Consider the following 22,193-nt stretch of genomic DNA (forward strand, 5'->3'; position numbering starts at 1 on the left):
TCAGGCTCCGATGGCTTGGTGGGCGGCCAGACCGTCGGGGCGGGCCATGCCGGTGATGCGGGGCTGAAGCGCCGGGTCGACAAAGCCGCTGCCGGGGCGCAGATAGGCCGGATACAGCGGCAGCCGCTCGGTCAGGGCAAAGCCCGCGGCGGCACAGTTATCCGACAGGGCGCGCAGCTGTGGCCAGTCATGCTGGGGGTTGATAAAGTCGATGGTGACGGGCGAAATCCCGCCCCAGTCATTGATGCCCGCGCGCAGGTAATCCATGTGCCGCGCCGACAGGTTGGGCGGGGCCTGAAGGCTGATCCCGGCGGGCAGGATCAGCCGCGCCACGGCAAGGGTGCGCAGCATATCGGCCAGCGACGGTTCGGGGTGGCTGGCCATCGCGATATCCGGCTTGCGCTGGAAATTCTGGATAATGACTTCCTGAATATGGCCATGCTGGCGGTGGCTGGCGGCGATGGCCTGAAGGGCCTCGATCCGGTCGGCCCATGTCTCGCCGATGCCGATCAGCAGGCCGGTGGTAAAGGGCACCTGCTGCGCCCCGGCGCGGTCCAGTGTGCGCAGGCGCTGCACCGGCATCTTGTCGGGGCAGCCATGATGCGGGCCGCCCTTGCGGGTCAGCACCCGGCTGACGGTTTCCAGCATCATCCCCATCGAGGCCGAGACCGGACGCAGGCTGGTGATTTCGGCCTCGGTCAGGGTGCCTGCATTGACATGCGGCAGCAGCGGGGTCTCGGCCAGCACCATGGCGCACATATCACGCAGATAGTCGGTCATCCGCGTATATCCCAGCCGCGCCAGTGCCGCGCGGGCCTGGGGATAGCGCGCCTCGGGCCGTTCCCCCAAGCTGAACAGCAGCTCTTTACAGCCCTGTTTTTCGCCGCGCCGGGCGATGGCCAGCACCTGCCGCGGGGTCAGAATGCGGGCATCGGGCGAATCGGGATGCTTGACGAAGGTGCAATAGCCGCAAGTGTCGCGGCACATATTGGTCAGCGGCACGAAAACCTTGCGCGAATAGGTCACCACGCGGCCCCATTGGGCGTCGCGCACCGCCGCCGCGCGGGCCATCAGGCCGGACAGGTCGGCATGTTCAAACCAGGCTGTGTCGCTGTTCGCAGTCATCACGGTCCCCTTTTCGCAAACGCTGGCGCAAAGCAGGGCAGGCTGTCAATAATTTTTTATTAGCTGGTAAAATAAGCATAGGAAGGCAGCAGAAAGCACCTTATTTGCGCAGCGCAGAAAAACAGCGCTGCAAAGCGGCGGAAAATATTCTTGACTGGTTGATAAAATATTTTCCACGTTAACCCTGTGCATATGCGACCCGCATAGGCCGCGATACCGGCAGGCACCGCAATGACGGCTGCCACAGACAGGGACGGGAAGACCATGACGACCGACCGCAATCCGAATGACCTTGGGGCCTGTTGGATGCCCTATACGGCCAACCGGCATTTCAAACGCAACCCGCGCCTGATCACCGGCGCACAGGGGCTGTATTACCAGACCAGCGATGGCCGGCAGGTGCTTGATGGCACCGCCGGGTTGTGGTGCGTCAATGCCGGCCATGCCCATCCCCATATTGTCGCGGCGGTTCAGCGGCAGGTGGCACAGCTTGACTATGCCCCGGCCTTTCAGATGGGCCATCCGCAACAGTTCGAACTGGCCTCGCGAATCGCGGAACTGGCACCGGGCGCGCTGAACCATGTGTTCTTTACCAATTCCGGCTCGGAATCGGCGGATACGGCGCTGAAAATGGCGCTGGGGTATCACCGGGCGCGCGGCGAGGGCCAGCGCACCCGGCTGATCGGGCGGGAACGTGGCTATCACGGGGTCAATTTCGGCGGCATGTCAGTGGGCGGCATCGTCGCCAACCGGCGTATGTTCGGCGCGCTGCTGGCGGGGGTGGATCACCTGCCGCACACGCATCTGATCGACCGTAACGCCTTTACCCGTGGTCTGCCGGAACATGGCGCGGAACTGGCCGACGATCTGGAACGGCTGGTCGCGCTGCATGGCGCGGAAACCATCGCCGCCGTCATTGTCGAGCCGATGGCAGGGTCCGCCGGGGTCATCCTGCCGCCCAGGGGATACCTGCAACGCCTGCGCGAGATCACCCAAAAGCACGGCATCCTGCTGATCTTTGACGAGGTGATCACCGGGTTCGGTCGTCTGGGCCATGGCTTTGGCGCCGATTATTTCGGCGTTCAGCCCGACATCATCACCTGCGCCAAGGGCCTGTCGAACGGGGTGGTGCCGATGGGCGCGGTGATCGTCAGCGACGCGGTCCATGACGCCTTCATGACCGGGCCTGACCATCTGATCGAATTCTTCCACGGCTATACCTATTCCGGCCATCCGCTGGCCTGTGCGGCGGCGCTGGCGACGCTGGATGTGTATCGTGACGAAAACCTGTTCCAGCGTGTCACCGATCTGGCGTCATATTGGCAGGAGGCACTGTTTTCGCTGCGTGATCTGCCCCATGTCATCGACATCCGCGCCATCGGCCTTGTCGGTGCGGTCGAACTGGCGCCGCGCGCGGACGCGCCGACCAGACGTGCGCTGGATGTGTATCTGCGCGCCTGGGAAAAGGGCAGCCATCTGCGCACCACCGGCGACATTATCGCCATGTCGCCGCCGCTGACCATCGGCAAGCCGGAAATCGACCGCCTGATCTCGGATCTGGCGGCGGCGATTCGCGACACCGACTGACGAAAGGGGGCAAACGTGACCGAGCAATTTTCAAATATGCGCATTGATGGCGCCCGCCTGTGGGACAGCCTGATGCAGATGGCAAAAATCGGCCCCGGCCTGCGCGGCGGCAATAACCGCCAGACCCTGACCGATGCCGATCGCGCCGGGCGTGACCTGTTCGCGCAATGGTGCCGCGATGCCGGCATGACCATGGGGGTCGACAGCATGGGCAATATGTTCGCCCGTCTGGAGGGCACGCAGCCCGATCTGGACCCGGTGATGATGGGCAGTCATCTGGACACCCAGCCCACGGGCGGCAAATATGACGGCGTGCTGGGGGTTCTGGCCGGGCTGGAGGTCGTGCGCACCATCCGCGACCGCGGCATCCGCACCCGTCGCCCGATCGTGGTCGTGAACTGGACCAATGAAGAGGGCACGCGCTTTGCCCCGGCGATGCTGGCCTCGGGGGTGTTTGCCGGGGTGCATACGCAGGACTGGGCCTATGCGCGCAGCGATGCGCAGGGCAAGCGCTTTGGCGATGAACTGGCGCGCATCGGCTATGCCGGCGACGAACCGGTCGGCCAGCGCAGGATGCACGCCATGTTCGAACTGCATATCGAACAAGGCCCCATCCTGGAAGCCGAGGGCAAGGATATCGGCATCGTCACCCATGGGCAGGGCTTGTGGTGGTTGCAGGTCACGCTGACCGGCAAGGACGCCCATACCGGCAGCACCCCCATGGGGATGCGGGTGAATGCGGGTCTTGGGCTGGCGCGCATCACCGAACTGGTGCATCGCGTGGCGATGGACAATCAGCCCGACGCGGTGGGTGCCATCGGGCATATCGACATCCTGCCCAACAGCCGCAATGTCATTCCCGGCAAGGCGGTCTTTACCATCGACATCCGGTCCCCGCATCGCGACAAGCTGGACGGCATGAAGGCCCGGATCGAAGCCGAGGCCCCCCGCATTGCCGCCGATCTGGGCCTGGGCTTCGAGATCGAGGCCGTCGGCCATTTCGACCCCGTCACCTTTGACGATGGCTGCGTTTCGGCGCTGCGTCAGGCGGCGCAGGATCTGGGATACAGCCATCGCGACATTGTTTCGGGGGCAGGTCATGACGCCTGCTGGATCAACCGCGTCGCGCCGACGGCAATGGTCATGTGCCCCTGCGTCGACGGCCTGTCCCATAACGAGGACGAGGAGATCACACCAGAATGGGCGCGCGCGGGGGCGGATGTGCTGATGCATGCCGTGCTGCGCAGTGCCGAAATCGTGGATTAAGCAAGGGGGAAAACCATGAGACAGGTCATCAGGGGCGGCACCATTGTCACCGCCGACCGAAGCTATGGCGCCGATATCGCGATCGAGGGTGAAAAGATCGTCGAAATCGGCCCGGATCTGCATGGCGATACGGTCATCGACGCCAGCGGCTGTTACGTCATGCCCGGCGGGATCGACCCGCATGTGCATCTGAAAATGCCGTTCATGGGCACGTTTTCCGCAGATGATTTCGAATCCGGCACCCGCGCCGCGCTGGCCGGTGGCACCACAATGGTGGTCGATTTCTGCCTGCCCGAACCCAACCAGTCGCTGCTGGATGCGCTTAAGGTGTGGCAGGATAAATCCGGCGATGCCTGCTGTGATTATTCCTATCACATGGCGGTCACCTGGTGGTCGAAACAGGTGTTCGACGAAATGGCGCAGATCGTTGACGCCGGGATCAACAGCTTCAAGCATTTCATGGCCTACAAGGGCGCGCTGATGGTCGATGATGACGAAATGTTCGCCTCGTTTCAGCGCTGCGCCGCGCTGGGGGCGCTGCCGCTGGTTCACGCCGAAAACGGCGATGTGGTCGCCACCATGCAGCAAAAGCTGCTGGCCGAGGGCAATACCGGCCCCGAGGCCCATGGCTATTCCCGCCCGCCCGAGGTCGAGGGCGAGGCCGCCAACCGCGCCATCATGATTGCAGATATGGCGGGGGTGCCGCTGTATATCGTGCATACCAGCTGCGAACAGGCACACGAGGCCATCCGCCGCGCGCGTCAGAAAGGAATGCGCGTCTACGGAGAGCCGCTGATCCAGCATCTGGTGCTGGATGAAAGCGAATACCAGCATGACGACTGGGACCATGCCGCGCAGCGGGTCATGTCGCCGCCCTTCCGCAACCGGTCGCATCAGGACAGCCTGTGGGCCGGGCTTCAGGCCGGATCGCTTCAGGTGGTGGCGACTGATCACTGCGCCTTTACCATTGACCAGAAACGCTTTGGCATCGGCGATTTCACCAAGATCCCCAATGGCACTGGCGGGCTCGAGGACCGGATGCCGGTTCTGTGGACCCGCGGCGTGGGCACGGGTCGGCTGACCATGAACGAATTTGTCGCCGTGACATCGACCAATATCGCCAAAATCCTGAACTGCTATCCGCAAAAGGGCGCGGTTCTGGAAGGGTCGGATGCCGATCTGGTGGTCTGGGACCCGCAGGCGCGCAAGACCATTACGGCGGCCCGCCAGCAATCGGTGGTGGAATATAACGTCTTCGAAGGGGTCGAACTGACCGGGCTGCCGCGTCATGTGCTGACCCGCGGCGCGCTGGCGGTGCGCGACGGGCAGGTTCAGGTTCGCCCCGGCCATGGCCGTTTCGTGCCGCGCCCGCCCAATGCGCCGGTCAGCGCCGCGCTGTCGGAATGGAAGGCGCTGACGGCCCCGCGTCAGGTTCAGCGCTACCCCGCCAATATGCCCGCCTGTGTCTGAAGGCGGCCCGCCCCGGCACCGCCCGTGCCGGGGCATTTCATTTGTTAAGACAAGGCGATAACACCAGCAACGATCCGGCCAACCGGACGTATCCAACACGGAGGGATTATTCCAATGGCACAGCCATCATATACGCCGGACGCGTCCGGCATCATTCATCAGGACATGACCGGGCTGGACCCTGACCTGTATAACCACGATCAGTTGCCGACCACGGCGGCTGAACGCAGCTGGGACTGGCTGGCGATCTCGGCGCTGTGGGTGGGGATGGTGGTCTGTATCCCGACTTATATGCTGGCCTCGTATCTGATCGGCGCCGGGATGAGCTGGGATCAGGCGGTCATGACCATCCTGATCGCCAACGCCATCGTTCTTGTGCCGATGATTCTGGTTGGCCATGCCGGCACCCGATACGGCATTCCGTTCCCGGTGCTGCTGCGGTCCTCTTTCGGGCCGGTTGGCGCGAAAATCCCCGCCGTTGCGCGCGGCGTGGTGGCCTGCGGCTGGTTCGGTATTCAGACCTGGGTTGGCGGTTCGGCCATTTTTGTGATCCTGAACACGCTGACGGGCGGGGCGCTGGCGGGTGATCCGCTGCCGGTGCTGGGGATCAGCTTTGGCGAATTTGCCTGTTTCATCGCCTTCTGGCTGCTGCATATCTGGTTCATCACCCATGGCACCGAATCCATCCGCTGGCTGGAAACATGGGCCGCGCCCTTCCTGCTGGCGATGGGGTTTGCGCTGCTGATCTGGGCCTATACCCGCGCCGGCGGCTTTGGCGAGATGCTGTCCACCCCCAGCCAGTTCGACCCCGGCCAGCCCAAAGAGGGCCAGTTCTGGGCCGTCTTCTGGCCCAGCCTGACCGGGATGATCGGCTATTGGGCGACGCTGGCGCTGAACATCCCCGATTTTACCCGCCATGCGCGCAGCCAGCGCGATCAGGTGCTGGGGCAGGTGATCGGGTTGCCGCTTCCGATGGCGCTGTTTGCCTTTATCGCCTCGGCGGTGACCTCGGCCACGGTGGTGATTTTCGGGCAGGCCATCTGGGATCCGATTCAACTGGCCGAAAAAATGGGCGGCTTTTCCATCATCATCGCGCTGTTTGCACTGATCGTGGCCACGCTGACCACCAATCTGGCGGCAAATGTCGTGGCCCCGGCGCATGGCTTTGCCAATCTGGCCCCCAGCAGGATCGACCTGAAAAAGGGCGGCTATATTACCGCCGGGATCGGACTGGCGATGTTCCCCTGGGTGCTGATCAACCATATCGTCGGCTGGCTTGTGGCCTATTCGGCGCTGCTGGGACCGATCGCGGGGATCATGCTGGCCGACTATTACCTGCTGCGCAAAATGCGGCTGAATGTGGCCGACCTGTTCCGCCATGACGGCATTTATCACGGCCATAATGGCATCAACTGGGCCGGGATGGGGGCACTGATCATCGGTATCCTGCCCAACCTGCCGGGCTTTCTGGCCGGGGTGGGCCTGACCAGCGGCACCACGCCTGTCTTTGCCGCCATCTATACCTATGCGTGGTTTGTGGGGCTGTTCGTGGCCGGGGCGGCCTATCTGTTGCTGTCGGCGGTGATGCGCAAATGACGCGGCGGGCGGCGTTCGCGCCGCCCTTTCCCCACACAGAAAGGACATCGGAAATGGCCAAAGCCTATTGGATTGCCCATGTTACCGTCACCGACCCCGCCCCCTATGCCCGCTATGCCGAGGGCGCGTCCGACGCCTTTCGCGCCTTCGGCGCGCGGGTGCTGGCCCGTGGCGGCCCTGCCCGCCAGCTGGAGGGGGACGGCCACCCCCGCAATGTGGTGATCGAATTCGACAGCATGGCCGATGCGCTGGCCTGCTATCACTCGGATCAGTATCAGGCCGCCAAGGCGCATCGTGCGGATGCGGGTATCGCCCAGATCGTGATCGTGGAAGGGGCCTGACCCTGCCTAAGGTCGCGCGCGCCGCATTCCGGTGCGTGCGATTTCCGCGCCGGAATGCGCCTTGCCGTTGCCTGATGCGCCGCGCGCTGCTATCGGGACGCAAAGCTGGCGGAAGGGGGCGAAAATGACGGATCGCAAGCAGGGCATGACCTATGCCGGGGCCGGGGTGGATATCGACGCGGGCAACGCGCTGGTCGAGCGGATCAAACCCGCCGCCGCCGCCACCACCCGCACCGGCGTGATGGAGGGGCTTGGCGGTTTCGGCGCGCTGTTCGACCCGCGCGCCGCAGGTTTCACCGACCCGGTACTGGTCGCCGCCACCGACGGGGTGGGCACCAAGCTGCGCATCGCCATCGACACCGGCGAACTGGACGGCGTCGGCATCGACCTGGTGGCGATGTGTGTCAACGATCTGGTTTGTCAGGGGGGCGAGCCGCTGTTTTTCCTTGATTATTTCGCCACCGGCAAGCTGTCGGTCGACGAGGCCGCCCGCGTTGTCACCGGCATTGCCGAAGGGTGCAAGCGGTCGGGCTGTGCGCTGATCGGCGGGGAAACTGCGGAAATGCCAGGCATGTATGGGCCGGGCGATTTCGACCTTGCGGGTTTTGCGGTGGGCGCGATGGAACGCGGCACCGCGCTGCCGCGCGATGTGGCGGCGGGCGATGTGCTGTTGGGTCTGGCCTCGGACGGGGTGCATTCCAATGGCTTCAGCCTTGTGCGCAAGGTGGCGGAACAGGCCGGGCTGGCATGGTCCGACCCGGCCCCCTTTGCCGAGGGGCCGCTGGGGGCGGCGCTGCTGGTGCCGACGCGGCTTTATGTCAAGCCGGTGCTGGCCGCGATCCGCGCCGGCGGCGTCCACGCGGCGGCCCATATTACCGGCGGCGGCATTACCGAAAACCTGCCCCGCGTCCTGCCCAAAGGGCTGGGGGCCGATATCGACCTTGGCGCATGGTCGCTGCCACCGGTCTTTGGCTGGATGGCCGAAACCGCCGGGATCGAGGTGACCGAGATGCTGAAAACCTTTAACGCGGGCATCGGCATGATCCTGTCGGTCGCGGCGGATCGCGCCGACGATCTGGCCGCGCTGCTGGCGCAGCAGGGCGAAACCGTCCACCGCCTTGGCACCGTGACCGAAGGCGCGGGCGTGCGCTATGCGGGCACGCTGCGGTGAAACGTGTCGCCATTCTGATCTCGGGTGGCGGCTCGAACATGGTCAGGCTGGTCGAAAGCATGACCGGCGATCATCCCGCCCGCGCCGTGATTGTCGGCTCGAACGACCCGCAGGCGGGGGGGCTTGCCAAGGCCCGCGCGCTGGGGGTCCAGACCTTCGCCGTCGATCACCGGGCCTTCAAGGGCGACCGCGCAGGGTTCGAAGCCGCGCTGCTGGACCCGCTGCTGGCGGCGCGGCCCGACATTCTGTGCCTTGCCGGTTTCATGCGCATCCTGACCCCGGATTTCGTGGCCCGCTTTCAGGGCCGGATGCTGAATATCCACCCTTCTCTGTTGCCCAAATACCCCGGTCTTCATACCCATGCCCGCGCCATCGCGGCCGGTGATGCCGAGGCCGGCGCGACCGTGCATCTGGTCACGCCGGAACTGGATGCGGGTCCGGTGCTGGGGCAGGCGCGGGTGCCGGTTCTGGCGGGCGACACGGAAGACAGCCTTGCGGCGCGGGTGCTGGTGCAGGAACACCGGCTGTATCCGGCGGTGTTGCGCCGTTTTGCCCAAGATCAGACCGCGCGGCTTGATCTGTAAGGCGTGACCGGGGGCGTTGCCCCCGGACCCCCAGGATATTTGGACCAGGATGAAGCCGCTGCCCGCTTTTTCAGCAGGGTGCCGTTTGTTTCAGCAATTCGCGCAGCGCGGCGGCGGGGTCGGGCTGTGACCAGATTTCGGGGCCGATGGCCAGAAAGTCGGTGATCGGGTTCAGCGTGGCAATCACATCGGCGGTCAGTGCGCCCTGGGCGACGACGGGCACCTCGACCACCTCGGACCACCATTGGAACAGGTCCAGCGATGCGGTTTCGCCCATCCCCAGCCCGGTTTCCCCCACCGGGCCGAAGCTGACGTAATCGGCCCCGGCCTCGCCCGCGTTCAGGCCCTCGTGACGGGACTGGCCGCAATCGGCGCCGACAATGGCGTCGGTGCCCAGTTCCTTGCGCGCGGCGCGCACGCCGCGGGCACCATTGGTCAGGTGCACCCCGTCCAGCCCGTGGCGCCCGGCCAGCAAAACATGGTCGTCAACGACCACGGCAATGTCGCGTTCATGGGCCAGATCGCGGGCGATATCGGCCAGACGGCCCAGTTCGGCCTCGTCCTGACCGCCGGCGGGCAGGCGCAGGCAGGCGACCGGGAAGGCGTCCAGAACCGGCGTCAGCAGATCGGCCAGCGCCGAGGCCGCGACCGAAGCCGGGGCGATCAGGTAAAGTTGCGGGCCTGTGGGTGCATCACTCATGGCGTTTCCCTTTGCGTTTGGGGCTGATTAGCGCAGCTTGGCGGCGCTTGCCAGTGCTTGCGGGGCGCGCTAGGGGGTGGCCTATGCAAGAACAGCCCAAACCCGCGATCATCCTTGTGCGCCCGCAGATGGGCGAAAATATCGGCGCCGCCGCCCGTGCGATGCTGAATTTCGGCCTGACCGATCTGCGGCTTGTCGACCCGCGCGATGGCTGGCCCAATGCGCGCGCCATTGCCATGGCCTCGGGGGCGGCGGGGCGGGTGCTGGACCGGGCGCGGATTTTCCCGACGCTGGCCGCCGCGATGGAGGGGATAGATTACGCCTTTGCCACCACCGCCCGAGGGCGCGAGCTGACCAAGCCGGTTCACACCCCCGCCACCGCCATGGCGCAGGCGCGGCAGATGGTGGCGGGCGGGCGCGGCGTGGCGCTGATGTTCGGGCCGGAACGCACGGGGCTGGAAAATGACGATGTGGCGCGGGCCAGCGCCATTGTGACGGTGCCGGTCAACCCGGATTTTCCGTCGCTGAATCTGGCGCAGGCGGTGTTGCTGATGGGCTATGAATGGGGGCGCGACAGCCTGCCTGCGCGGCCATCGGCCCATCCCGGCCGCCCCGAGATGGAAGACCCCGCCAGCCGCATCGAGATCGAGAAGCTGGCCGATACATACGAGGCGCGGCTGACCGAGGCGGGGTTCTTCTTCCCCGACACCAAAGCCGCCAGCATGAAGCTGACCCTGCGCAATATGTGGTCGCGTCTTGACATGACGCGCGGCGATATTCGTATTTTCCACGGCATCCTGCGGCAGTTGATCCGCCGCTGACCCGCCACGCGGTCCGCCCGCGCAGCCCGAGAGGAGAGTTCCGATGGCCAGACGTCCGGTTTTCGAGGAAGTCAGCACAAGCGGCCCTGCAACCCCGCCCGCCGCACCGGGGGGCATGATCGACGCCGCACCAAAGGGCGCGCGCCGGGCGATCCGCATCTGGCTGATGGTGATTTTCGCGCTGCTGGTGGCGATGATCGCGCTGGGTGGGGCCACCCGGCTGACCGGGTCGGGCCTGTCGATCACCGAATGGCGCCCGGTGACCGGGGCGCTGCCGCCGATGGATGCGGCCAGCTGGCAGGCCGAGTTCGCGAAATATCAGCAGATCCCGCAATTCAGCCTGGAAAACCCCGATATGGATCTGGCGGGGTTCAAGCAGATCTATTGGTGGGAATGGACCCATCGCCAGTTGGGCCGGGTGATCGGGCTGGTCTGGGCCCTGGGTTTCGCGGTCTTCTGGCTGGGTAAACGCATCCCCGCCGGATGGACAGGGCGGCTGCTGCTGCCGGGGCTGCTGGGTGGGCTGCAAGGCGCGATCGGCTGGTGGATGGTGTCGTCCGGGCTTGGCGAGGGCATGGTGCGGGTGGCCTCTTACCGGCTGGCGCTGCATCTGGGGCTGGCCTTTGCGATCCTGGGGCTGATCACCTGGTATGTGCTGTTGCTGGGGCGCACACAGGCAGAATTGCTGCGCGCCCGCCGCGCCGGCGAGGACAAGCTGTTTGGCATGTCCACCGGGCTGATGCATCTGGCCTTTGTGCAGATTTTGATCGGGGCGCTGGTCGCGGGCATTGATGCCGGGCGGCAGTATACCGGCTGGCCGACCATGGGCGGCGAATGGGTGCCTGCCGCGATCTGGGATGGTGCGCTTGGCTGGCGCAACCTGTTTGAAAACCCGGCGCTGGTGCAGTTCGTGCATCGCTGCGTGGGCTATCTGCTGGCGGTTTATGTGCTGGTGGTCTGGCTGCGGGCGCGGCGGTCGCCGCATCCGGTCACGCGCGGGGCGTTCAGCGTCATGGCCGTGGCGGCGCTGGTGCAGGTGGTGCTGGGGATCATGAATGTCATCCACGGCGCCCCGCTTGGCGAGGCGCTGGCGCATCAGCTTGGCGCGGTGGCGCTGTTTGCCTTTATCATCCGCGCGCGCCATCATGCGCGCTATCCTTATGAAACCTCGGTCAGGGGGGTGACCCGATGACGGCTTTTGACGATCTGATCCGTTTTCAGCGCGAGACCGAGGCCCTGTCCTCGATCGCCGAGCGTCTGGACTGGGACCGCGAAACCATGATGCCGCGCGGCGCCGCCGAACAGCGGGCCGAGGAACTGGCCGCGCTGGAAAGCGTCCTGCACGAGCGCCGCACCGATGCCCGGATCGGGGAATGGCTGGATCAGGCCGCTCCGCGCAGCGCGTCCGAAAGCCGGGCGGTAGCGCTGATTCAGCGGGAATATGCCCGGATGTCGCTGATCCCGGCGCGGCTGGCGACCGAACTGGCGCGGGTCACATCGCTGTCGCAGGGCGTCTGGGCCGAGGCCCGCGCCAATGACGCGCCGCAGGATTTCCTGCCGATGCTGAATGACGTGGTCATGCTGAAGCGCGAAGAGGCCGCGGCGCTGGCCGAGGGCGGTTTTGGCGGTGGTGATCTGTATGACGCGCTGCTGGACGATTACGAGCCGGGCGCGAAAGCCGCCGATCTGGAGGCGCTGTTTGACCAGATGCGCCCGCGTCTGGTGGCGCTGCGCGATGATGTGCTGGGGGCCGGTCACCAGCCCGCCGCGCTGGCCGGGCATTTCCCGCAAGAGGCGCAGATGCGGCTGGCGCGGCATTGCGCCAGCGCCTTTGGTTACGACTGGCTGCATGGGCGGCTGGATCTGGCGGTGCATCCGTTTTCCAGCGGGCGCTGGCAGGACAGCCGCATTACCACCCGCGTGGTCGAGACCGATCCGTTCAACTGCATCTATTCCACCATCCACGAGACCGGGCATTCGGTTTACGAGCAGGGGATCGACAGCGATTACGCCTTTACCCCGCTGGGGCGTGGCGTGTCGATGGGTGTCCATGAAAGCCAGAGCCGGATTTTCGAGAACCAGATGGGCCGCTCGCGCGCGTTCTGTGGCTGGCTGCATGACCGCATGGCCGATATGTTCGACGGGCTTGGGGTGGCGGATGCGGATGCGTTCTATGCCAGCGCCAACCGGGTCACGCCGGGCTTTATCCGCACCGAATCGGACGAGGTCCAGTATAACCTGCATGTGATGATGCGCTTTGACCTTGAGCGCGACCTGATGACCGGGCGGCTGGATGTCGAGGACCTGCCCGAGGCGTGGAACAGCCGTTTCCAAAGCGATTTCGGGGTGGCGGTCGACCGGCCCTCGAACGGGGTGTTGCAGGATGTGCATTGGGCGGTGGGGCTGTTCGGGTATTTCCCGACCTATGCGCTGGGGAATGTCTATGCCGGCTGTCTGGACAACGCGCTGCGCGCCGCGGTGCCCGATCTGGATGCGGCGCTGGCGCGCGGGGATGCCACGCCGGGTGTGGAATGGCTGCGCGAGAATGTGCATCGCCATGGCGGGCTGTTGCCCCCGCGCGATCTGATCGAACAGGCCAGCGGCGCCCCGGTCAGCCCGGCGCCGCTGCTGGATTATCTGGAGCAGAAATTCAGCGCGATCTATCGGCTGTAAGCCCGGCGCAGGGGTATTTGGGCAACGAAGACGCGGCCATCGCAGGGTTGCGGTGGCCGTTTCAGTCGCGCCGTGGGGTCAGGCACAGCCGGATACCATCGCGCCCGCGCACCGTCAGCCGCGCCACCGGGACCGGGGGGCAGGGACCGGGGCTGATATGCAGGGCGCGGGTGATCAGGGCCAGCATCAGCGGGCCTTCGGCCATGGCAAAGCCGGCACCGGGGCAGACGCGCGGACCGGCGGAAAACGGGATATAGGCGTTGCGCAGGCAGGATTTGCCATTTTCGGTCTGGAAGCGGTCCGGGTCGAAGCTGTCGGGGTCATCCCACAGCCGTTCGTGCCGGTGCAGATGCCAGGGCGAGACGATCAGCTGTGCGCCTGTGGGCACGGGGCGGTCGCGGAAGGTCTGGGGGCAGGCAGCCTGTCGCACCATCATCGGCACCGGGGGGTAAAGGCGCAGCGCCTCGCGGAAGACGGCTTTGGCCCGGGGCAGGCGTGACAGGTCGGCAAAGCCGGGGGTGTCGGGAAGGACCTTGGCCTCGGCCACAAGGCGGGTTTGCCAGTCGGGGTTTTCGGCCAGCAGATACAGCGCCCATGCCAAAGCGCTGGCGCTGGTTTCGTGCCCGGCCAGAAAGAAGATCGCCACCTGATCGACCATTTCCGCCCCGTCAAAGCACTGGCCGGTCAGCGGGTCGGGGGTGGTCATGATATTGGTGGCCAGATCGTCGGGCGCGGTGCCTTGCGCGATGCGCGACAGGCGCTGGTGGACCAAAGCCTTGATCAGCGCCCGGATCTGGCGGGCGGTGCGGCGGGTGCGGCGTGAATGCAGGCGCGGCAGCCAGCCCGGCAGGGGCGGCAGCGCGGCAAGGTTGACGATGGGCTGCGCGTCCTGATGCGCGCGGAAGGCGGCAAAGACCTGTGCCGCAGTGTCATCTTCGATCGGCAGTGAAAACAGGGTGCGAAAGATGACATCGGCGGCGGCATGGCTGGTTTCGGGTTCGATGTCGCGCGGGCGGCCATCGGCCTGCGCCAGCAGCCGGGTGACGGCGGCCTGACTGGCGGCCAGCATGGCGGGAAAGGCCTCGCGCAGGCGGCCGCCCTCGAAGGCGGGGTCGATGATGCGGCGCTGGCGTTCCCATTCCGCGCCGTTGGTGACAAAGACGGATCGCCCCAGCAGCGGGGCCAGCCCCTCGCGCAGGCGGTCAGATTTGGGAAAATCCTGCGGGCGGCGGCGCAGGATGGTGGCGACCAGTTCCGGGTCGTTGCACAGAAAGCTGTGCAGCAGGGGGGATCTGAATTCCGCCATCCATGCCCGATACAGCCGCGCCGGCAGCGCCGACAGCAGGTCGTGGCGAAAGCCGCGGATCATGCGCAGCAGGCCGGTTTTGCGCGCGGCGGCGGGTTTGGGCGGGATCATGGCGGCGCCTTTGCAAAGCGGTTGACCGGGCGCGCGATGCGGCCCGGCGAATGGCCGCGATGGCCAAACCTTTGCCGCAGGCTTGACGGTCCGGCGGTGATCGCGAAATAATCGTAGTCGCCGGGTCTGTCAAAGGCGCAAAGATACTGGAAATGCTTGCGAAACCAACGGCCTGACAGGGATTTCTGCTGTGCCGGCGACAAGGTCTGGCTGAAGGCCGCAGACAGCACCAGCGGCTGGGACTGGGGCGCGGGCGCATCGCGGCAGACCGCCATCGGGTCGCACAGCCCAAAGCAGCAGGCATCGCCCGGCGCGGTCACATCGACCCAGAATACCCGGTCCTGCTTGGCCATGACCTCCAGGTCGGCGCGCAGGGCGGTGGCGCGGGGCAGGAAAGCCGCCATCGGCACCACATGGCCGAGGCTGAGGAAAGACAGCCGCGCGTCGCCCGGCAGGCGGCCCGCGCGCAACAGCCCCGCCAGCACCGACACCCCCAGATAAGCGCCCGAGGAATGGCCGATGACCAGAACCTCGTCCCAGTCCTCGGTCATGGCGGCGGCGATGCGGTCTGCGAACTGGTCCAGACGGTCGCGCAGGGCGGGCGGGTAGGCGCCGCCATCGCGGGCGGTGAAGGCGTAATCATGCATCAGGTAATAGGCGAAAAACCGGCTGTCGAGGCGGCGAAACCCCATCAGCGCCGCCACCACCGCCCCCAGCCCCGCCACCAGCGCCAGCGGTGCGGGCAGCAGCGCCAGTGCCAGCCAGCCGATGGCGGCCCCGGTGGCCAGCGCCAGTGCCAGCTGCACCAGCAGCATGACGATAGGGTAAAGCGCCGCCAGCACCGGTGCCAGCCGCAGCCGCATCAGCCGCATCAGCGCGCCCGAGCCGATATAGGTCCACGCGGTGCGCAGCAGCTGGCCATAGGTCGCCGCGATCGACGCACCCATCGACCCGCGCACGAGGTCGGACCAGACCAGAACCTCGAACGCGGCATGGGTGTGGTCCGCGCCAAAGCGGCCATCGACGCCCCAGCCAAAGCCCTGATGTTCGCTGCGGGTCAGGGCCAGATGATAGCCGCTGACCTGTGCCTGACGGCGGCCCTCGCGGCGATATAATTCGCGATAGCGGCGCGGCGGGATCGGGTCATAGCCGGGGATATAGAACACGCGGCGGCGCATCAGGTCAGGCCCCATTTGCGTTCCAGCGCCTCAATCGCGGCAATGCGGCGGTCGGTGGCGGGGTGCGACATCAGCCAGGCCGGGGTGCCGCCCGCGGGGCCGGTCAGATGCCCCAGCTTGGCCAGCAGCGATTTCTGCGGCCCGGTGCCCAGACCGGCGCGCACCATCAGCGCGCTGGCAAAGGCGTCGGCCTGATATTCGTCGCCCCGCGACATCCGCGCCGCCACCGCCGAGTCCAGCAGATGCGCCACCCAGCCGCCGATAACCGGGATAAATCGCCCCAGCACCCCGGCCATGACACTGCGCAGCAGGTTCTGACCGGCAAAGTCGATCATCCGGCGGCGGGTATGGCCATGGGCGACATGCCCCAGTTCATGCGCGATGACCGAGGCCAGTTCGGCCTCGGTGACGCGACCGGCATCCAGCGCGTCCAGAAACCCACGGGTCAGGAAAATGCGGCCATCCGGCGCGGCCAGCCCGTTGATCGGCGCGACCTCACAGACATGGGCGCGGATCGGCGGCAGGTCCATCGCGGCGCCCAGATGGTGCAGCATCGGCACCAGCCGGGGATGGGTCAGCGGGCGCGCGTGGCGGTCCAGCATCTGTTTCATCCGCCAGGCCGAAAACAGCCACATCACCAGCGCATAGCCAAGGATCAGCACGAAAGGCAGCAGCCGCCAGATCATCGCCACGCCCCCCGGTGTCGCCACAGCCAGCGTCCCAGTGCCAGTGCAACCACGCCCGCCGCCAGAAAGCCCAGACCCGCGCCGACCAGATCGGCGGCCAGCTGGTATTGCGCGCCGAAGACATGACCAAGCCCGATATACAGCCCGACCCAGACCGCCTCGCCCGCGATCTGGGGCGGGAAAAAGCGGTGCGCCGCCATTCCCGAGGCCCCGGCTGCGACATTGACAGACGGCCCCAGCGGGCTGAACAGCCAGCGCGACAGAAAGACCGCCCAAAAGCCGCGCCGGTTCAGGAAAGCCGCCGCCTGATCCAGCAATGCCGCCGCGTGCCGGCGCCGCGCCAGCAAGGCGGACAGGCGCGCGCCCAGAATATAGCCGCAGCCATCGCCCAGTATCGCCCCGGCCAGCGCGGCGCCGGCGATGGCGGGCAGCGACAGATCGCCGGTGGCCGAAAAAGCGCCCGCGGCCATCATCACCAGCGAGGCCGGGATCGGGACCATCAGGCAGGACAGAAAGGTGACCACCGCGCAGAGCCACGGCCCCCAAGCTGGCAAAAGTTCCAGAAGCGCGGTTACGGACATGCGTCCCCACCCCCGTCCGGCGATGCCTGCGGGCCGCAGCGCAATTGCGGCAGGGCGTGGTTGACGCGGTCCAGCAACGCGGGCGTGGGCTGGCCAAGCGCGCGGGCAATGTCATCCAGCGACTGGTGGCGAAAGCGCTGCGGTTCGGCCCCGATCACCGGCGCCAGCGACTGGGGCGGCAGATCCCAGCTGCGTTCGACGAAGCCCGGTGTCATCCAGCCTTCGGCCGGCATGTTGCGATGGTCCGGGTTGGCCCAGAACAGCGCAAAGCCGATCAGCCGGGCCAGAAAGAACAGGCACAGGGCCAGGGCCAGCAGAAACGCCAGCGCCACCAGTCGCGGACGATGCCACGGCGGGCGCGGGCGGGCGCGATGTGGCGGTGGGCTGGTCACCCCAGCACCCGCATCGCCTGACTGAGGCCTTGCAGGGTCATTGGCATCATCCGGTTTTCAAAGATCTGGCCGATCATGCCGATGGACTGGGTATAGCGCCAATGTGCCTCGGGCAGCGGGTTCAGCCAGACATGGTTTGGCCAGGTCTCGGTGACGCGGCGCAGCCAGACCTCGCCTGCCTCGGGGTTCCAGTGCTCATTGGCGCCGCCGGGCATGGCGACCTCGTAAGGGGACATCGCGGCATCGCCCACGAAGATCACCTTATAGTCACGGCCAAAGCGGTGCATCACGTCCCATGTCGGTGTGGTCTGGTCCCAGCGGCGGCGGTTGTCCTTCCAGACCGATTCGTAGAGACAGTTGTGGAAATAGAAATGTTCCAGCTGCCGGAACTCGGCCCGCGCGGCGGAGAACAATTCGTCGACGATACGGATATGGTCGTCCATGCTGCCGCCCACATCCAGAAACAACAGCACCTTGACGGCATTGCGTCGTTCTGGCCGGGTCCGGACGTCGATATAGCCGTGATCGGCGGTGGCGCGGATGGTGCCGGGCAGGTCCAGTTCCTCGGCCGCGCCATGGCGGGCCCATTGCCGCAGCCGTTTCAGCGCGACCTTGATATTGCGTGTGCCCAATTCGACCGAATCGTCGAAATCGCGGAATTCGCGCTTGTCCCAGACCTTGACTGCGCGGCGATGGCGGCTTTCGTGCTGACCGATGCGCACACCTTCCGGGTTGTAGCCATAGGCGCCAAAGGGCGATGTCCCGGCTGTGCCGATCCATTTGTTGCCGCCCTGATGGCGCGATTGTTGTTCGGCCAGACGCTGGCGCAGCTTTTCCATCAGCTCCTCGAAGCTGCCCGTGCCCTGGATGGCGGCTTTTTCTTCGTCGGTCAGCAGCTTTTCGGCCAGCTTCTCCAGCCAGTCGCGGGGCAGGTCGATGGCATTGACCAGCGCCTCGACCGGGACCTGTTCCAGCCCCGCGAAACTTTCGGAAAAAGCCCGGTCGAAACGGTCGATATGGCGTTCGTCCTTGACCAGTGCCGCGCGGGCAAAATGATAGAACCCATCGACCGACCAGCCCGGCACCCCCGCTGCCATACCCCCCAGCAGGTCCAGATATTCGCGCAGCGATACCGGCACCCCGTGACGGCGCAGATTGCTGAGAAACCCTGTCAGCATCGTCTAGCCCCGCCGCTGCCAGAAAATACCCGCAAACAGTGTCGCCACCGCCAGAATCAGCCCATAGACGACGGCATATTGCACCCGGTCGCGGGTATCGCCGCCAAGCGCCGAGGCCCGCAGCCAGCCAGCGGTTGCGCCGATCGCGATTGCGGCCAGGATCACCATGTTCCGCCCCCTTTTGCCCGGAAGATCGTTGCCAAAGGGATAACGCCGCGCCCGCCCCCTGTCGAGACGATGCCCGCCGCAGGCGGGACAACAGCAGGAACAGCAAAAGGGTCAAAGCGGCGAACATGGCCTGATCAGATTACGGAAGAATGAAGAAATCGTTGATATCCGGCGCCTTGCGCAGATTTTTTCGCCATCGGGCGCCATTATGCGCGGGCAGGGCGGGGCTGCGGGCGCGGACAGGGCTTGAACCGGGGCGGGGGGCGGATTAACTTGAACCCAACTTGAAATCGGAGGGCGTAGTGTCATGACGCCCAAGCGTCCTGCGGGTGCGGGCGCGTTCCCGAAAAAACCGGTCGAGCCACCGTCCACCCGCCCCCCAAGGGAAGGGGAGCTGTATGCAGCCCTCGACCTTGGAACCAACAGTTGCCGGATGCTGATCGCCCGACCGTCGGGCCATCAGTTTCAGGTCATCGACAGCTTTTCCAAGCCGGTCCAGCTGGGGCATGGGCTTGAGGCCTCGGGCCGGCTGTCGCGCGGGTCGATGGCCCGGACCGTGCATGCCTTGCAGGTGTGCCGCCGGAAGCTGGACACCCATAATGTCAGCCGGATGCGCCTGGTCGCGACCGAGGCTTGCCGCCGCGCGCGCAACAGCCGCGATTTCCTGCGGGTGATCCGTCGCGAAACCGGCCTGCCGGTAGAGATCATCGACGCCGAGGAAGAGGCCCGGCTGGCCGTCATCAGCTGTGCCCCGCTGGTCAGCCAGCGCACCGATCATTTGTTGGTGGTCGATATCGGCGGCGGCTCGACCGAGCTGGTGTGGATTGACATCAGCCATGTCGACCCGCGCGAGCGCCCGCGCGCTATCATGCGCCTGTCCGACGGCTTTGCCCCGCGTGGCCCTGACGCGGCGCGGGTGGTCGACTGGATCAGCGTGCCGCTGGGGGTAGCGACGTTGCGCGACCAGTTCGCGGATGTGGCCGACGATCAGGGGCGTTTCGCGCTGATGAGCTGGTTTTTCGAGGAAAAACTGGCCGATTTCAGCCCCTATGCCGCCGGATCGCCGCCGGCCAATTTCCAGATCATCGGCACCTCGGGGACGGTGACGACGGTGGCGGCCAGCCATCTGGGGCTGAAGCGCTATGACCGCACCAAGGTTGACGGGCTGTCGATGACCAGCAGTCAGATCGACCGCGTGATTCTGGATTATCTGGCGCTGGGGCCGGATGGCCGGCGCAGCGACCCGCGCATCGGGCGCGAACGCCATGCGCTGATCATGTCGGGGGCGGCGATCTTGCAGACGCTGATGCGGGTCTGGCCGACGGAACGGCTGTCGGTTGCGGATCGCGGTCTGCGCGAAGGGCTGCTATATGCCCAGATGGTGCGCGATGGCGTGCTGACACCCGAAGCCGTGAACGGAGTAGCCTGATGGTCAAGAAACCCACCGACCGCGCCCGCAAATCGTCGGGGCGGGGGCAGCGTGATTTGCGGGTGCGGGTCAAGACCGCCAAGGGGCGCAAGCTGTCCAGCAAGCTGTGGCTGGAGCGGCAGTTGAACGACCCCTATGTCACCCGCGCAAAGCGCGAGGGGTATCGCGGGCGGGCGGCCTATAAGATACTGGAACTTGACGATAAATATCGCTTTCTGGTGCCGGGCGCGCGGGTGGTTGATCTGGGCTGCGCGCCGGGGGGCTGGTGTCAGGTGGCGGTCCGGCGGGTGAATGCGCTTGGCGAGGTTTCGGGCAAGGCGCAGGGCACGGTTCTGGGTGTTGACCTGCAAGAGGTCGACCCGATCGCGGGGGCCGATCTGCACCAGCTGGATTTCCTGTCAGAAGGTGCGGATGACAAGGTCAAGGACTGGCTTGGCGGTCCGGCAGATGTGGTGATGTCTGACATGGCGGCCGCGTCCTCGGGGCATAAGGGGACCGACCATCTGCGCATCGTGGCGCTGGTCGAGGCAGCGGCGCAGCTGGCCTTTGACGTTCTGGTGCCGGGGGGCACCTTCGTGGCCAAGGTGCTGGCAGGCGGCGCCGAGACCGAGATGCAGGCCATGCTGAAACGGAATTTCACCAAAGTGGTGAATGTCAAACCCCCTGCCAGCCGGTCGGATTCGTCGGAAAAATTTGTTGTGGCCACAGGCTTTCGCGGTCAGCCCGCGGGCGGGGCTGATGGTGCAGAGCTCACCTGAAACGCCCGTGGCCCGCGCCCGGTTGCGGCGGTAATGGCGCGGCAGAAATGCGCATGGCTGGCAAAGCCCAGTCGCGCGGCGATCTGTTGCGGGGTATCAAGGCTGTTGCGCAGCAGGGCCAGCGCCATTTCGATGCGCAGATCGTTCAGCACCTCGACCGCGCGGCGGCCCCGGCGCGCGCGGCAGGCATGGTCCAGCGCGGCGCTGTCGCAGCCAAGTTGCGCAGCCATGTCGGCCAGTGTCAGTCCGGCCCCCATCTGCGACCGGGCAAGGTCGCAAAACGCGGGGTAAAGGTCGTGATCGGCGCGCGGCAGGGGCAGGTGCGGTGCCACATGGGGCGGGCGTTCCGGCAGGGCGCCCAGATGCAGTGCGATCAGGTCGATATGCAACAGGGCAGCGCGGGGGTCGTCCTGCGATGCCATGGCCGCCGCATCCGCCCACAGCGCGGCAAACCGTCCGGGATCGGCCGAGGCCATGCGCGGCGCATCCGGCAGCGGACAATCCGGCACCGCCAGCCGCGACAACAGCAGCACCGCGCCGTCGCAACCCGGATGCGCGGGCAGGGCAAAGGCGGTGCCCGCTGGCAACCAGCAGATGTCACCGGCAGTCAGCCGTTCCTCGCGCCGGCCAATCAGCAGGCGCAGTACACCGTCGCGCAGCAGGATCAGCACATGATCGCCCCGGCTGCGCGGTGTGGGAAAGGAAATGGATGGCCCGCGCCCGCGCAACCCGCCCCATGCGAAAGCAGCCAGCGGCAGCCGCCTGACGGGTGGGCAGGATGGCAAGGGCGGGCTGGCATAGCCGCGCCCAAGGCCAAACGTGCTGTTGGCAGCGGCGGGGTGGCTGTCCGGGAAGGCGGGTCGCGCGATTCGGGCGTCGTTCACCCCCGCAGCGCCGGGTGTGGCGGCGGCTGTCTGACCTTTTTGCGGCGACGCATCACCCCGCGCCCCGCTGTCGGGGGGCTGTGTCGGGGCAGGCCTGTTCTGGTCGGCAAGTGACATGATCGTGATCGTGCCCATAGTGGAATCGGCAGATTTCAGCCGGTTAACCCTTCAAAACATGAATCGTTCCG

The 22,193-nt window shown here is 66.1% G+C and carries 22 protein-coding genes; 12 read left to right on the forward strand and 10 right to left on the reverse strand.

Annotated features, from left to right (window positions below):
* The gene (cofG, locus tag ACFXP9_RS03065) at window positions 1-1,125 is read right to left on the reverse strand and encodes a 7,8-didemethyl-8-hydroxy-5-deazariboflavin synthase CofG (protein ID WP_397205371.1); all 1,125 of its coding nucleotides are present in this window, start codon (window positions 1,123-1,125) and stop codon (window positions 1-3) included.
* A gap of 264 nt (window positions 1,126-1,389) precedes the next feature.
* Between cofG and aptA the strand changes: the two genes are divergently transcribed.
* The 7 genes from aptA to purN all read left to right on the forward strand — a co-directional run bounded on the left by aptA (window position 1,390) and on the right by purN (window position 9,140).
* Window positions 1,390-2,712, forward strand: a complete 1,323-nt coding sequence (gene aptA, locus ACFXP9_RS03070) for an omega-aminotransferase AptA (RefSeq protein ID WP_397205369.1) — start codon at window positions 1,390-1,392, stop codon at window positions 2,710-2,712.
* A 36-nt stretch (window positions 2,713-2,748) separates the two neighbouring features.
* The gene (locus ACFXP9_RS03075; protein WP_397205785.1) at window positions 2,749-3,978 is read left to right on the forward strand and encodes a Zn-dependent hydrolase; all 1,230 of its coding nucleotides are present in this window, start codon (window positions 2,749-2,751) and stop codon (window positions 3,976-3,978) included.
* Window positions 3,979-3,993: 15 nt separating this feature from the next.
* Window positions 3,994-5,448 carry a dihydropyrimidinase gene (gene hydA / locus ACFXP9_RS03080; RefSeq protein ID WP_397209968.1) on the forward strand — a complete coding sequence of 485 codons (1,455 nt, stop codon included), beginning with the start codon at window positions 3,994-3,996 and terminating at the stop codon, window positions 5,446-5,448.
* 114 nt (window positions 5,449-5,562) lie between these two features.
* Entirely contained in the window at window positions 5,563-7,044 is a 1,482-nt protein-coding gene (locus ACFXP9_RS03085) for an NCS1 family nucleobase:cation symporter-1 (protein WP_397205365.1), read from the forward strand.
* Window positions 7,045-7,097: 53 nt separating this feature from the next.
* Window positions 7,098-7,385, forward strand: coding sequence for a DUF1330 domain-containing protein (locus tag ACFXP9_RS03090; protein ID WP_397205363.1), 288 nt, complete (start codon window positions 7,098-7,100; stop codon window positions 7,383-7,385).
* A 124-nt stretch (window positions 7,386-7,509) separates the two neighbouring features.
* Window positions 7,510-8,556 carry a phosphoribosylformylglycinamidine cyclo-ligase gene (gene purM / locus ACFXP9_RS03095; RefSeq protein ID WP_397205361.1) on the forward strand — a complete coding sequence of 349 codons (1,047 nt, stop codon included), beginning with the start codon at window positions 7,510-7,512 and terminating at the stop codon, window positions 8,554-8,556.
* Window positions 8,553-9,140: a phosphoribosylglycinamide formyltransferase gene (gene purN / locus ACFXP9_RS03100; protein WP_397205359.1), complete on the forward strand. Its 588-nt coding sequence runs from the start codon at window positions 8,553-8,555 to the stop codon at window positions 9,138-9,140. Before purM ends, purN begins: the two co-directional genes overlap by 4 nt.
* A gap of 70 nt (window positions 9,141-9,210) precedes the next feature.
* On the opposite strand, the gene ACFXP9_RS03105 is transcribed toward purN, so the two are convergent.
* Window positions 9,211-9,840 carry a thiamine phosphate synthase gene (locus ACFXP9_RS03105; protein ID WP_397205357.1) on the reverse strand — a complete coding sequence of 210 codons (630 nt, stop codon included), beginning with the start codon at window positions 9,838-9,840 and terminating at the stop codon, window positions 9,211-9,213.
* An 83-nt stretch (window positions 9,841-9,923) separates the two neighbouring features.
* On the opposite strand from ACFXP9_RS03105, the gene ACFXP9_RS03110 reads away from it, so the two are divergent.
* The 3 genes from ACFXP9_RS03110 to ACFXP9_RS03120 are packed head-to-tail and all read left to right on the forward strand — an operon-like array spanning window position 9,924 to window position 13,334.
* Window positions 9,924-10,661 carry an RNA methyltransferase gene (locus ACFXP9_RS03110; RefSeq protein ID WP_397205355.1) on the forward strand — a complete coding sequence of 246 codons (738 nt, stop codon included), beginning with the start codon at window positions 9,924-9,926 and terminating at the stop codon, window positions 10,659-10,661.
* A gap of 43 nt (window positions 10,662-10,704) precedes the next feature.
* Window positions 10,705-11,853, forward strand: a complete 1,149-nt coding sequence (gene ctaA, locus ACFXP9_RS03115) for a heme A synthase (RefSeq protein WP_397205353.1) — start codon at window positions 10,705-10,707, stop codon at window positions 11,851-11,853.
* Window positions 11,850-13,334 carry a carboxypeptidase M32 gene (locus ACFXP9_RS03120; RefSeq protein WP_397205351.1) on the forward strand — a complete coding sequence of 495 codons (1,485 nt, stop codon included), beginning with the start codon at window positions 11,850-11,852 and terminating at the stop codon, window positions 13,332-13,334. Before ctaA ends, ACFXP9_RS03120 begins: the two co-directional genes overlap by 4 nt.
* Before the next feature lie 61 nt (window positions 13,335-13,395).
* Here the strand turns inward: ACFXP9_RS03120 and ACFXP9_RS03125 are convergent, their stop codons facing one another.
* The 7 genes from ACFXP9_RS03125 to ACFXP9_RS03155 are packed head-to-tail and all read right to left on the reverse strand — an operon-like array spanning window position 13,396 to window position 18,934.
* The gene (locus ACFXP9_RS03125) at window positions 13,396-14,751 is read right to left on the reverse strand and encodes a cytochrome P450 (RefSeq protein ID WP_397209970.1); all 1,356 of its coding nucleotides are present in this window, start codon (window positions 14,749-14,751) and stop codon (window positions 13,396-13,398) included.
* On the reverse strand, window positions 14,748-15,944 hold the full coding sequence (locus ACFXP9_RS03130; protein ID WP_397209972.1) for a hypothetical protein: 1,197 nt from the start codon (window positions 15,942-15,944) through the stop codon (window positions 14,748-14,750). The genes ACFXP9_RS03125 and ACFXP9_RS03130 overlap by 4 nt, the downstream gene beginning before the upstream one ends.
* Window positions 15,929-16,612, reverse strand: coding sequence for a M48 family metallopeptidase (locus tag ACFXP9_RS03135; protein ID WP_397205783.1), 684 nt, complete (start codon window positions 16,610-16,612; stop codon window positions 15,929-15,931). Before ACFXP9_RS03135 ends, ACFXP9_RS03130 begins: the two co-directional genes overlap by 16 nt.
* Entirely contained in the window at window positions 16,612-17,196 is a 585-nt protein-coding gene (locus ACFXP9_RS03140) for a DedA family protein (protein ID WP_397205345.1), read from the reverse strand. The genes ACFXP9_RS03135 and ACFXP9_RS03140 overlap by 1 nt, the downstream gene beginning before the upstream one ends.
* Window positions 17,187-17,588 (reverse strand): hypothetical protein, encoded by a 402-nt coding sequence (locus ACFXP9_RS03145; RefSeq protein WP_397205343.1) that lies wholly within the window; start codon window positions 17,586-17,588, stop codon window positions 17,187-17,189. The genes ACFXP9_RS03140 and ACFXP9_RS03145 overlap by 10 nt, the downstream gene beginning before the upstream one ends.
* Window positions 17,585-18,766: a vWA domain-containing protein gene (locus tag ACFXP9_RS03150; RefSeq protein WP_397205341.1), complete on the reverse strand. Its 1,182-nt coding sequence runs from the start codon at window positions 18,764-18,766 to the stop codon at window positions 17,585-17,587. Before ACFXP9_RS03150 ends, ACFXP9_RS03145 begins: the two co-directional genes overlap by 4 nt.
* 3 nt (window positions 18,767-18,769) lie before the next feature.
* Entirely contained in the window at window positions 18,770-18,934 is a 165-nt protein-coding gene (locus ACFXP9_RS03155; protein ID WP_397205339.1) for a hypothetical protein, read from the reverse strand.
* Window positions 18,935-19,241: 307 nt separating this feature from the next.
* On the opposite strand from ACFXP9_RS03155, the gene ACFXP9_RS03160 reads away from it, so the two are divergent.
* Window positions 19,242-20,363, forward strand: a complete 1,122-nt coding sequence (locus ACFXP9_RS03160) for a Ppx/GppA phosphatase family protein (protein WP_397205337.1) — start codon at window positions 19,242-19,244, stop codon at window positions 20,361-20,363.
* Window positions 20,363-21,121: an RlmE family RNA methyltransferase gene (locus ACFXP9_RS03165; RefSeq protein ID WP_397205335.1), complete on the forward strand. Its 759-nt coding sequence runs from the start codon at window positions 20,363-20,365 to the stop codon at window positions 21,119-21,121. The genes ACFXP9_RS03160 and ACFXP9_RS03165 overlap by 1 nt, the downstream gene beginning before the upstream one ends.
* On the opposite strand, the gene ACFXP9_RS03170 is transcribed toward ACFXP9_RS03165, so the two are convergent.
* Entirely contained in the window at window positions 21,082-22,122 is a 1,041-nt protein-coding gene (locus tag ACFXP9_RS03170) for a helix-turn-helix transcriptional regulator (RefSeq protein ID WP_397205333.1), read from the reverse strand. The genes ACFXP9_RS03165 and ACFXP9_RS03170 overlap by 40 nt on opposite strands.
* Between the last annotated feature and the right edge of the window lie 71 nt (window positions 22,123-22,193).

It is taken from the genome of Paracoccus jiaweipingae, from assembly GCF_044335505.1.
In the GTDB taxonomy this organism is placed as follows: Bacteria; Pseudomonadota; Alphaproteobacteria; order Rhodobacterales; family Rhodobacteraceae; genus Paracoccus.

What these genes read in the sequence shown, in the direction of transcription:
- ACFXP9_RS03165 (WP_397205335.1), top strand. Translation starts at nt 20,363, where the DNA reads ATGGTCAAGAAACCCACCGACCGCGCCCGCAAATCGTCGGGGCGGGGG.
- purM (WP_397205361.1), top strand. Translation starts at nt 7,510, where the DNA reads ATGACGGATCGCAAGCAGGGCATGACCTATGCCGGGGCCGGGGTGGAT.
- ACFXP9_RS03155 (WP_397205339.1), bottom strand. Translation starts at nt 18,934, where the DNA reads ATGGTGATCCTGGCCGCAATCGCGATCGGCGCAACCGCTGGCTGGCTG.
- ACFXP9_RS03075 (WP_397205785.1), top strand. Translation starts at nt 2,749, where the DNA reads ATGCGCATTGATGGCGCCCGCCTGTGGGACAGCCTGATGCAGATGGCA.
- ACFXP9_RS03085 (WP_397205365.1), top strand. Translation starts at nt 5,563, where the DNA reads ATGGCACAGCCATCATATACGCCGGACGCGTCCGGCATCATTCATCAG.
- ACFXP9_RS03105 (WP_397205357.1), bottom strand. Translation starts at nt 9,840, where the DNA reads ATGAGTGATGCACCCACAGGCCCGCAACTTTACCTGATCGCCCCGGCT.
- cofG (WP_397205371.1), bottom strand. Translation starts at nt 1,125, where the DNA reads ATGACTGCGAACAGCGACACAGCCTGGTTTGAACATGCCGACCTGTCC.
- ACFXP9_RS03110 (WP_397205355.1), top strand. Translation starts at nt 9,924, where the DNA reads ATGCAAGAACAGCCCAAACCCGCGATCATCCTTGTGCGCCCGCAGATG.
- aptA (WP_397205369.1), top strand. Translation starts at nt 1,390, where the DNA reads ATGACGACCGACCGCAATCCGAATGACCTTGGGGCCTGTTGGATGCCC.
- ACFXP9_RS03130 (WP_397209972.1), bottom strand. Translation starts at nt 15,944, where the DNA reads ATGGGGCCTGACCTGATGCGCCGCCGCGTGTTCTATATCCCCGGCTAT.
- ACFXP9_RS03170 (WP_397205333.1), bottom strand. Translation starts at nt 22,122, where the DNA reads ATGTCACTTGCCGACCAGAACAGGCCTGCCCCGACACAGCCCCCCGAC.
- ACFXP9_RS03090 (WP_397205363.1), top strand. Translation starts at nt 7,098, where the DNA reads ATGGCCAAAGCCTATTGGATTGCCCATGTTACCGTCACCGACCCCGCC.
- ACFXP9_RS03125 (WP_397209970.1), bottom strand. Translation starts at nt 14,751, where the DNA reads ATGATCCCGCCCAAACCCGCCGCCGCGCGCAAAACCGGCCTGCTGCGC.
- ACFXP9_RS03150 (WP_397205341.1), bottom strand. Translation starts at nt 18,766, where the DNA reads ATGCTGACAGGGTTTCTCAGCAATCTGCGCCGTCACGGGGTGCCGGTA.
- ACFXP9_RS03140 (WP_397205345.1), bottom strand. Translation starts at nt 17,196, where the DNA reads ATGTCCGTAACCGCGCTTCTGGAACTTTTGCCAGCTTGGGGGCCGTGG.
- ctaA (WP_397205353.1), top strand. Translation starts at nt 10,705, where the DNA reads ATGGCCAGACGTCCGGTTTTCGAGGAAGTCAGCACAAGCGGCCCTGCA.
- hydA (WP_397209968.1), top strand. Translation starts at nt 3,994, where the DNA reads ATGAGACAGGTCATCAGGGGCGGCACCATTGTCACCGCCGACCGAAGC.
- ACFXP9_RS03120 (WP_397205351.1), top strand. Translation starts at nt 11,850, where the DNA reads ATGACGGCTTTTGACGATCTGATCCGTTTTCAGCGCGAGACCGAGGCC.
- ACFXP9_RS03160 (WP_397205337.1), top strand. Translation starts at nt 19,242, where the DNA reads ATGACGCCCAAGCGTCCTGCGGGTGCGGGCGCGTTCCCGAAAAAACCG.